At 29.7% G+C, this 10371-nt stretch carries 10 protein-coding genes and 1 pseudogene; 6 read left to right on the top strand and 5 right to left on the bottom strand.

Annotated elements, in window-relative coordinates:
- Window positions 1–140 (top strand): annotated as a pseudogene (locus tag F7B34_RS06085) (formate dehydrogenase); the annotation flags it as partial.
- 11 nt (window positions 141–151) lie between these two features.
- Here the strand turns inward: F7B34_RS06085 and F7B34_RS06080 are convergent.
- Window positions 152–592, bottom strand: coding sequence for a DUF2666 domain-containing protein (locus F7B34_RS06080; protein WP_292460943.1), 441 nt, complete (start codon window positions 590–592; stop codon window positions 152–154).
- A gap of 230 nt (window positions 593–822) precedes the next feature.
- On the opposite strand from F7B34_RS06080, the gene F7B34_RS06075 reads away from it, so the two are divergent.
- Window positions 823–1743, top strand: coding sequence for a manganese-dependent inorganic pyrophosphatase (locus tag F7B34_RS06075; RefSeq protein WP_292460942.1), 921 nt, complete (start codon window positions 823–825; stop codon window positions 1741–1743).
- A 121-nt stretch (window positions 1744–1864) separates the two neighbouring features.
- Here the strand turns inward: F7B34_RS06075 and F7B34_RS06070 are convergent, their stop codons facing one another.
- The 3 genes from F7B34_RS06070 to F7B34_RS06060 all read right to left on the bottom strand — a co-directional run bounded on the left by F7B34_RS06070 (window position 1865) and on the right by F7B34_RS06060 (window position 4601).
- Window positions 1865–2479 carry a fumarylacetoacetate hydrolase family protein gene (locus F7B34_RS06070; protein ID WP_292460941.1) on the bottom strand — a complete coding sequence of 205 codons (615 nt, stop codon included), beginning with the start codon at window positions 2477–2479 and terminating at the stop codon, window positions 1865–1867.
- A gap of 11 nt (window positions 2480–2490) precedes the next feature.
- Window positions 2491–3063 carry a hypoxanthine/guanine phosphoribosyltransferase gene (hpt, locus tag F7B34_RS06065; RefSeq protein WP_292460940.1) on the bottom strand — a complete coding sequence of 191 codons (573 nt, stop codon included), beginning with the start codon at window positions 3061–3063 and terminating at the stop codon, window positions 2491–2493.
- Window positions 3064–3197: 134 nt separating this feature from the next.
- A complete protein-coding gene (locus tag F7B34_RS06060) occupies window positions 3198–4601 on the bottom strand; it encodes an FAD-dependent oxidoreductase (RefSeq protein ID WP_292460939.1) in 1404 nt (467 codons plus the stop codon).
- 210 nt (window positions 4602–4811) lie between these two features.
- Here F7B34_RS06060 and F7B34_RS06055 point away from each other — a divergent pair, with 210 nt between their 5' ends.
- From F7B34_RS06055 to mfnD, 4 genes are all read left to right on the top strand, one after another.
- Window positions 4812–6062, top strand: coding sequence for an LL-diaminopimelate aminotransferase (locus F7B34_RS06055; RefSeq protein ID WP_292460938.1), 1251 nt, complete (start codon window positions 4812–4814; stop codon window positions 6060–6062).
- A 91-nt stretch (window positions 6063–6153) separates the two neighbouring features.
- Window positions 6154–7407 carry a TldD/PmbA family protein gene (locus F7B34_RS06050; protein ID WP_292460937.1) on the top strand — a complete coding sequence of 418 codons (1254 nt, stop codon included), beginning with the start codon at window positions 6154–6156 and terminating at the stop codon, window positions 7405–7407.
- A 392-nt stretch (window positions 7408–7799) separates the two neighbouring features.
- On the top strand, window positions 7800–8156 hold the full coding sequence (locus F7B34_RS06045) for a molybdenum cofactor biosynthesis protein MoaE (protein WP_292460936.1): 357 nt from the start codon (window positions 7800–7802) through the stop codon (window positions 8154–8156).
- A 94-nt stretch (window positions 8157–8250) separates the two neighbouring features.
- Window positions 8251–9201 (top strand): tyramine--L-glutamate ligase, encoded by a 951-nt coding sequence (mfnD, locus tag F7B34_RS06040; protein ID WP_292460935.1) that lies wholly within the window; start codon window positions 8251–8253, stop codon window positions 9199–9201.
- Here mfnD and F7B34_RS06035 read toward each other — a convergent pair.
- Window positions 9187–10353 (bottom strand): cation:proton antiporter, encoded by a 1167-nt coding sequence (locus F7B34_RS06035; protein WP_292460934.1) that lies wholly within the window; start codon window positions 10351–10353, stop codon window positions 9187–9189. The two genes, mfnD and F7B34_RS06035, sit on opposite strands and share 15 nt — an antisense overlap.
- Window positions 10354–10371: the final 18 nt, after the last annotated feature.

Raw genomic sequence — 10371 nt, 5'->3', positions numbered from 1 at the left:
AGTGTGAGGATGTATGTCCAATGGAAATTCCATTGAGTTATATATATCATAGAATGCAGTTGAGGTATAGGGATACAGTTGGATTTATACCTGGTGTGAATGATGAGCTCCCTCCGATATATAATCCAGAGAGGGAATGATTTTTTTATTTTTAATCATTTGCTTTCTCCATGTATTTATCTATTAATTTCGTATCCAATCTTGTCTTTATGCCCAATCTTTCCAATATAATATTATTTAATATTATTTTCAATATCTCTTTACCTTCTTTTAATTCCGTTATGCTGTTCAATTTTCTTGTTGTTGAAGGAGATTTTAATTTTGAAAGTGCATTTGCTATATCCTCTTCTTTAACTCTGCCCTTTTTCTTTTGATATATTTCATCAGCTATTTCTTCAAGTTTTTTCATATCAAATGGAAGGAACTCTATTATCTTCTTATTGATGGTTTCATCAATAGAGTTTAAAAGCCTTGCAACTTCTATGTCCTCGGTATTTTCATCAATATCCATTTTTTTAACAACAAACCATTTTCCTTTTTTTGCTCTGAATTGTATTTTTTCGCAGTTTTCTATTTTTCCCTTATTTTCCATAATTTTCACCATATTGATTATAAATTAATCGTTATTCATTTTCTTAATTGCAGATTTTATTGAATTTAAAAGAATTTATCATTATATATTAATATTAATATTTATTATCTTTATTTTTTTTTAATTTTTATTTTATTTGTTAATTTTTAATTTTATATATTGGAAAAATATTAATACCATAATCATAAGAAGGATTAAAAGAGAAAATAAAAAAAGCAGAGGAGGATACTATGATATATGTTGTAGGACACAAAAACCCAGATACTGATAGTATATGTTCAGCAATAGTTTTGGCACATTTTTTAGACGGAGCTCCTGCAAGGCTGGGAGACCTAAATCCAGAAACTGAATTTGTGTTAAAAAGATTTGGAGTTATGGAACCAGAATTGATAAAATCTGCAAAGGATAAGAAAATCATACTTGTAGATCATGCTGAAAAATCCCAGAGTTTAGATGATTTAGATGATGGAAAACTTATTGGAATAATCGACCACCACAAAATCGGCATCACCACCTCAGAACCAATATTGTATATTGCAAAACCAGTGGGTTCAACAGCAACGATAATAGCAGAACTGTATTTTAAGGGGATGATGGAATTTATTGGTGGAAAAAACAAAGAGTTAAAACCTGATTTAGCAGGATTGCTTCTTTCAGCTATTTTATCAGACACTATTTTATTCAAATCTGTTACAACAACAGATACAGATAGAGAGCTCGCAGAAAAACTTGCAGAAATTGCAGGTATAAAGGACATATACTCTTATGGTATGGAGATGCTTAAAGCAAAATCCACGGTTGGTAGTATGAGCCCCGAGGAAATTATTACAATAGATTATAAAGACTTTGAGTTTAACGGTAAAAAAATAGGTATTGGTCAGGTCGAAGTAATAGATGTTTCAGAAGTTGAGGCAAAAAAACAGGACATATATAATGCACTTGAAGAAAAATTCAAAGAAGGCTATGATTTAATATTGTTCCTTATTACCGACATAATGAAAGAAGGAAGCGAAGTTTTAGTTGTGGGAAATAAAGAAGCATTTGAAAAGGCATTTAATGTAAAATTAGATAATAATAGCATATTTTTAGAGGGAGTCATGTCCAGAAAGAAACAGGTGGTTCCTCCTTTGGAAAAATACTATATGCAGTAATTAACTACATGCAACATAAAAATATAAAATAACATAATTTTAAATAACGTTGCCATAATATCCCAAAAGATAAAATAATAAAATAATAAGATGTATAATTAATTCATATTTTTTATTTTTATTATGCCACATAATTTCTTAAAATACCTATATCTTCAATTTCTGCCTCAACTACATCTCCCCGGTTTAATTTTCCAACACCCGGAGGAGTTCCCGTTGAAATTACATCGTCAGGATACAATGTCATAATGGAGGATATAAATTCTATAAGTTCTTCAACGGTAAAAATCATATTTTTTGTATTAGATTTTTGTTTTATTTCCCCATTCACTTTTAACTGAATATCTAAATTATATGGGTTAATATCTTTAACTATTTTTGGACCCATTGGGCAGAATGTGTCAAATGATTTAGCTCTTGTCCATTGCCCGTCCTTTTTTTGAAGGTCCCTTGCTGTGATGTCATTTAATATGGTATATCCCTTAATATAATTTAGTGCATCTTCCTTTTTTACATTTTTACATTTTTTGTCAATTACCACTGCAAGCTCTGCCTCATAATCCACTCTATTTGATTGATTAGGGATAATTATTTTATCGTTGTTATATATTATTGAAGATGTAGGTTTTAAGAATATAATTGGCTCCTCTGGAATTTTCATATTCAATTCTTTTGCATGGTCGATATAATTTAAACCTACGCAGATTATTTTTGTTGGATTTATATTTAAGTTCATGATAATCATCTTTATTTATTTTTTTTATTTTTTATAAAATTAATCTTTCCATCCACTACATCTATTTTAACAAGAGTTTTTACATCATAACCTGTTTTTTCCTTTACCATTTCTTTACCATTTCCTCTTTCAATTGCACAAACAATATCTTCTATATGGGCCCCTGCTTTTTCCAAGGCTTTGATTATTGCTACCATTGTTCCTCCTGTGGATAGAACATCATCAACAATCAAAACTTTATCTCCTTTATTTACCCCATTTAAATATAACTCGCCTTTACTGTATCCAGTTTCCTGATGGACAGGAATTTCTCCTTCAAGTAGATACCTTCTTTTTCGCATAATGACATATGGAATATCGCTGTATAAAGAAACTGCTGTTGCAATGGGTATTCCCATAGCCTCAGCCGTAACTATTTTATCTGTACTGTCCATATTGGCGATTTTTATAACCCTTATTGCAACCTCCCTTAATAGTTTTGGCTCCATTATTGGAACTCCATCCGATATTGGATGTATGAAATAGTCATATGTTCCTCTTCTTACAATGGGGCACGATTTTAAGGTCTTTTCTAATAGATTCATAATATCACCGTTTTTACATTTTTTTCTTTTTTTATATTTATTTTACCGATTTATATTTTATTTTATTATTAATTTTTTATCTAATTTTTTTAATTTTGTAATTTCGTTATTTTTCGTTATATTGCTATTTTTTATCATTTATTTATTTTTTTAAATGTATTGTCAAGCTCAGATAACATTACCTCAACAGAATATGCAGCCCTTGTAATGCCCATACTTCTTGGATCGGCATCTGTTCCAACCACGTAAAAATTATCCCTCACTTTTGGATAAACAAAGAATTGATTAACTGCACAAGAGGCCTGCTCAGGAATATGTTCTTGAAAATGAATCATATCAGCTTTATCTATATTTAGGTTTAATTTATTTTCTATAATATTTAAAATATCTTCCTTTTTCGTATTAATAAAAGAAAATCCCAATAAATGTTTTCCATCAGGTGCTAAATTTTTATCGTAGTTTGAGGTACATGTTGCCCAGCAAGGATAATCTATCCAAACCTCTGAACCAGTATATGGGAATGGATTTTCTCCATGACCTATCCAAACAGTTAACGATTCTGTAAATTTTATATTTTTAAAATCATGTTTATTTTTTTGAATTTCGGGTATTTTTGCAATATCTGGAAGAAATCTGGATGGAGCGGAATATATCACAACATCCGCATAATAGCTGTTTTTATCGGTTTCAACAATATAACCATTTTTATTTTTATTGCTCGTTTCAATGATTTTTTTAACTTCTTCATATATTATATTTGTTTTATTCAATGAATACAATATACAATCACAAATGGATTGAATCCCCCCAAGGGGATAGCCCTGGGTCCAATATCTGTTTTTATTTATAAATTTATTGATATATCTTTTAGAACCTCTTTTTATAGATGATAAAAAACCAGCATTTAATATATTCAGGATTTTACATTTATTAAATTTTTTAAATAATACGGTTTTTAATGGATTTATTTTTAAATCTTTATATATAAAAGGCAGTATATCATCTTCTGGTATATATCCTGCACCAGTGAATAATCTCCATAGGGGTGTTTTTTTAGCATCTTCCCCACTTAAAAAATAACATATAGTATTGAAAAAATCAATTGATGTTTTGCTTAAATTCATATCCTTGATCACATCATAAACAGAGGTTTCCTTTGAAAAACCGCTTGTCATCAAGTCTATTATTTTTGTAGTAATTAAAATCTTATCTCTGTTTGGAACTATCGGGGTAGTTGTCCATTCCTGCATAGACACAGGTATATTATATAATTTATCAGTCCTAATATAATAATCTCCATAAGGTCTAAAATTTGGAAGATATTTTGAATATTTTTTTAACAACCTTATCAACGGTCCATCATTTAACATGGTAATGGCATGAACTCCAATATCAACAGTATAACCATCTATATGTTCGCTTCTACATAATCCTCCAATTTTATCTTTTTCAAGGACTATTACCTCATGACCTTTTTTTTCAAGTGCTAAGGCAGATAATAAACCCGATGTTCCTCCACCTACGACTATAATCTTCATAATTTCACCAAAAAAATAATAAATTAAAATAATAAAATTTTAGATATATATAGTACATAATATAAAACATTTAAATAAAAAAGTAATTAATATATGCTTATATATTTTATAATGCTAAAATAAGTTTATAAAATTATAAAATAAATTATAATAGTATATTATTACATATATATTATTTACAATATATTTAAAGTTAAATAAGGTGTTAATATGAAAAGCTATATTCAAAATCTATTTGCTGAGAGAATTGGAGGAAAAAATTTTGGTAAAGAGGATATAATATATAAATTCGAAAAGATAAAAAGGGCAAAAAAAGAGGCAAAAAAAAGATTTCCAGATGTTGAATTAATAGATATGGGTGTGGGAGAACCAGATGAGATGGCAGACCCGGAGGTAATAGAAACACTATATAATGAGGCAAAAAAACACGAAAACAGAGGATATGCAGATAACGGAATTCAAGAATTAAAAGATGCCGTTGTTGAATATATGGAAAATGTATATGGTGTTAAAGGTATAGACCCTGTAAATGAGGTAATTCACTCAGTGGGTTCAAAACCTGCGTTGGCATATATTGCCTCAGTTTTCATAAATCCTGGGGATATTACCCTTATGACTGTTCCAGGATATCCAGTAACTGCCACACACACAGAATGGTATGGCGGGGAAGTTTATAAACTTCCATTACTTGAAGAAAATGGATTTTTACCAGATTTGGAAAGCATTCCAGAGGATGTAAAAAAGAGGGCAAAAATATTATACTTGAACTATCCAAACAACCCAACTGGAGCTCAGGCAACTGTGGAATTTTATAGGGAAGTTGTTGAGTTTGCAAAGGAAAACAGCATAGTTGTTGTTCAAGATGCAGCTTATGGGGCTCTCACTTACAACGGCAAACCATTATCATTCTTGTCAGTAGATGGTGCAAAGGATGTTGGTGTGGAAATCCACAGTTTTTCAAAGGCATACAACATGACAGGTTGGAGATTGGCTTTTGTTGTTGGAAACGAGTTAATAATAAAAGGTTTTGCAACAGTTAAGGATAACTTTGACAGTGGTCAGTTTATACCAATTCAAAAGGCGGGAATATACTGCTTAAAACATCCAGAAATTACAGAAAGAACGAGGCAGAAATATGAGAGAAGATTGAAGAAAATGGTGGATATGTTTAATGAATTAGGATTTGATGCTAAAATGCCTGGTGGAACATTCTACTTATACTTAAAAATACCAAAAGGAACAAAGGACGGCATCGTATTCAACAATGCCGAGGAGTTCTCACAATATTTAATAAAAGAAAAGCTCATTTCAACAGTTCCATGGGATGATGCAGGAAGCTTTGTAAGATTGGCGGCATGTTTCCCAGCATTTAAAGATGGAAAAGTATCGGAGGAAGAGGAAGACAGGATATTAAATGAAGTAAAAAGAAGATTATCAGAAATTGAATTTGTATTTGAATAAAACTTAGATTTATTATTAATACTTTATTTATTTTCTATAAAATATTTTATTTTTTCTTTTTTTATTTTTTAAAAGATTTTTAGGTGTAATTATGGAACATTTAATAGATAAAATATTAAAAATCGGAGAAAAAAACGGTTTTGAAGTGGATATTTTTTTATCAAAATCAGACAGCACAAGTGCAGATTTAGATGGAGATAGTTTAGATAGTGTTGAAAAAAATAAGGATTTTGGCATTGGTGTGAGGGTATTAAAAGACAATAAAATAGGATTTGCATTTTCATCTGAGGAAAATGAAAAGGTAATTTATAAAGCAATGGAAAACCTTGTTCCAGATGAATATACCAACTTCCCAGAGCTCGCAGAAAAATATCCAAATCCAAAGGGGATGTTCAATAGGGAGATAATATACATGGGTGAAAAAGAGCTTATAGATGATTTAATCACAATGGAAGATATATTGGCAGAAAGTGGCATTACCATTACAGGCGGAGGAATAAGTAAATCCTATGAATACAATAAAATAGTAAATTCAAAAGGACTAAATGTTGAAGAGGAATTTACATACTATTCAGCGTCAATTTCTGGAATAAAAGACGGTGAAACAGCTTATGATTATTTGACAAGAACCTATAAATTTAATGTTGAAGAAATAGCAAACACTGTTAAAGAGCTACTGACATTACCAAAGAGCATTAAAACCGAATACGAAGGAAATATCGTATTAACCACAAGGGCGTTAAGTTCTCTTTTAGGATATACGTTTATACCTTCCTTCAATGCCGAGAATGTCCAAAGAAATAGGTCTGTCCTTGCTGGAAAAATTGGGGAAAAAATATTTGGGGAGAATATTAATATTATAGATAATGGAACTCTGGATTATGGGTTATATTCTGCCAAAGTTGATGGTGAGGGAACACCAACAAAAAGAACTGTTCTTGTGAAAGATGGAATTTTAAAGAACTATTTATACGACATAAAGAGAGCTAATATTGAGGGAAAAGAATCCACCGGAAATGGAATGAGAACATATGGTAGTTTGCCAAGTGTTTCAGCTTCAAATTTTATAATAGAACCAGTTGAAAAAATCGATAATTTTAATGAATATTTATATGTAAATCAACTTATTGGATGCCATACTTCCAATCCTATTACAGGGGACTTTTCAGTTGAAATAAGCAACAGCTACATAGTAAAAAACGGCGAAAAAATACCAGTTAAAAAAGGTATGCTCTCTGGAAATATATTTGAAATTCTTAAAGACGCCATTCCATTGGATAAGGTTGAACAGCGTGGGAAGCTTATTTCACCGCCGTTGTTGATAAATGGAAAGATAATCATATAATAAATAAGCTTATTTTTTAAGTAGTTGAACTCTGAAAATTCCAATATATATTTATGTTTATTTTATTATAATTTAGTGAATTACCCATACTTATAGGGAGGGTTAAACGAAAACCGAAAGGTTTTCGTAGCCCTCACCCTTCGCAAACCTTCCTACTCATAGGGGATTTTAGCCAGAGATTACCTTTATATAGGGTATAACTCTGAGTGAATTACACCCCTCCGTCTAAAATAAACTCTCCCATCGCAAATCTTTATTTGCGAGCTAAAATCCAAAGGATTAATCCCTTATCTTCGCGAAGCGAGGAGATTTTACAATCAAACGAAGTTAAAATCCGAAGGATTTATAACGGAAGGGACTTTTGCGGAATAAGTTAAAATATTGGTGAAAAAATGATATTCGGCGATTATGAAAAGTTTAAAGAAAAGGTTGATGAATTGATGGAAAAACATAAGGGTGAAATGGGGTGTTATGTATCATTTACTGGATTTGTAAGAAATTACGATATTAAAGAAGGAAAAAAGGTCCATACTGATAAGATGGAAATTCCTGATATTCTAAACATATTGGAAGATATTAGAAAAGATGCAATTGAAAAATTTGACATTTTAGATGTTGTAATCTATCATAACAAAGGCACTTTAAAAGTTGGAGATGTGGTGTCATCCATTTATATATTTGCAAGACATAGAAAAGAAGGATTTTTAGCATGTGAGTATATCATTGATAACATAAAAAAGTACCATTAACACTTTAAAATATCTTTAATATCTTTAAATATCCCTTAAATAATTTATGAACATTATTTTTTTAATTAATTTAAATAATTTTTTTGGTGATTTTATGAAGGTATTGCTTTTTGAATATGCCGTAGGCAGCGGTGAAATCGTAGAAAATAATATCTTTGAAGAAGGAAAATTGATGTATAATAAATTACTTAACGACTTTTTAAACGATGGTTTTTCTGTTATTACTATTATTGCTGATAAACTTAACAAAAGTTATTATTATAATTCACTAAAAAATAAACCTAATTTAAAAATATATAATCCAGAAAAAGATTATAAATCAAAATTAAATGAATTGTTGAATAATATGGATATGGATATAGCTTTGATAATTGCACCAGAATGTAATAATATACTATACGATTTAACCAAAATGGTTGAAAAACATGATAATATTATAAATTTGGGCTCTTCTTCAAAAGGTATTGAGATAGCAGGAAATAAATATTTAACATATCAGAAGATTAGAGATTATGTAAAAACACCAAAAACATTTTCATTAAAAAAGTATATTGTAAAAGAAGTTGATGGGTGCGGAGGAGCTCACCAAATAATAGATGAAAATTATATTATTCAAGAATTTATAGATGGAGAATCCTATTCAACAAGTTTTATAGTTCAAAATAGTAATAATAGTTCCAACAGAAAAATATATCCATTATGCTTAAATAAGCAGTACATTGGTAATGAAAAATACTGCGGCGGTGAAACAAATATATCTCATCCATTGAAAGACAAAATAATTGAAGAATCAAAAAAAGCCTTAAAAAGAATAGATGGATTAAATGGTTATGTTGGTGTAGATATTCTTATAGACAAAAATAATGAAATATACGTACTTGAAATAAATCCAAGAATAACAACATCCATAGTAGGTCTAAATATAAATCCATCGTTGGCAAAACTTTTGGTTGATAATGTATTTAAAAGGAATTTAATTTATAAATTAAATACTGGAAAAAAATTTATAAGAAGAGAAGGTAGTTTTTTTTTAAACGGCAAATAAATCCTTATATTTGATAATTAAATTTTTAACCAATATGGGGGATATCATTGATGTTATTAGGGACAATACGACTATTGCAACAAAAAATTCGTTGGATATTATACCAAGTTCTTTACCAACAGATGCTGCAACAAGAGATGCTGAAATCTTTGGCATAGTTAATAATCCTCCACAGATACTTTTTATATGGTCATAACCTACAAGTTTAAAGGACATATACCCAGATAAAATTTTTAAGATTATTGCACCAGATATAGTGGCTAAGATTAACTCCACATTGTTTAAATTGAACAACACTCTTATGTTTGTATCCATACCCAATGCAAAGAAGAATATCGGTATAAATACCCCATACCCTATGGCATTTAGATTTTTATTTAATAACTCGTCATGTTCCTTTTTAGTTAAAGATTCTGAAACAGCTATACCCGTAATAAAAGCACCAATTATGGGGTGTAATCCAATATGTTCTCCTGTAAGGATAGATACCAGTATAATAAATAGTATAAAATGTATTTTTTTAATATGTAGTTTTTCAAATTTTTGAAATATTATTTTTGAAATCAACGGGATAGTCAATAAAAGTCCAACTATATATAATATATCAAGGGCTATAAAATAACCTATGTTTAAATTTTGACCAGCCATACTTAATTTAATTACTATCGATAATATTATCAGACTACTTAAATCTACCAATATTGTAGAACTCAGTGCCGTTGTTCCAAATTTAGATTTTGTAAGTTTTAGTTCATCTATTAACGCATACACTATACCAACAGAATGGGATGAAAATATAATGGCATATAGTAGAGCTCCTATAAAGTTAAGTCCAAACCACATACCTATTAAATAACCACCTATGGCTGGTATTACAAGTGAAAATAAACTTATTATAACTGAATTTTTGAATTCACTCTTTAAGGTTTCATTATCGACTTCCATACCTGCTAGAAACATTAAAAACACCGCACCAAACGAAGCAAATGTTTCTATAATATTGTCTGTATGTATTAGCCCAAGACAGTAAGGTCCTGCTATTATTCCAGCTATCATTGTGGCAGTAATCCCTGGAATATTAAATTTTTTCAATATTTCGGGCACTACAAATATGGATGTGATTATTATAAAAAATATTAGATAGGAATCCACAATTTCACGACTCCATAG

Source organism: Methanothermococcus sp. (assembly GCF_015523155.1).
Lineage (GTDB): Archaea > AGJL01 > Methanococci > Methanococcales > Methanococcaceae > Methanofervidicoccus.
Note: the sequence above shows the minus strand (reverse complement) of the source record. Positions and strands in the feature narration are given on the sequence as shown.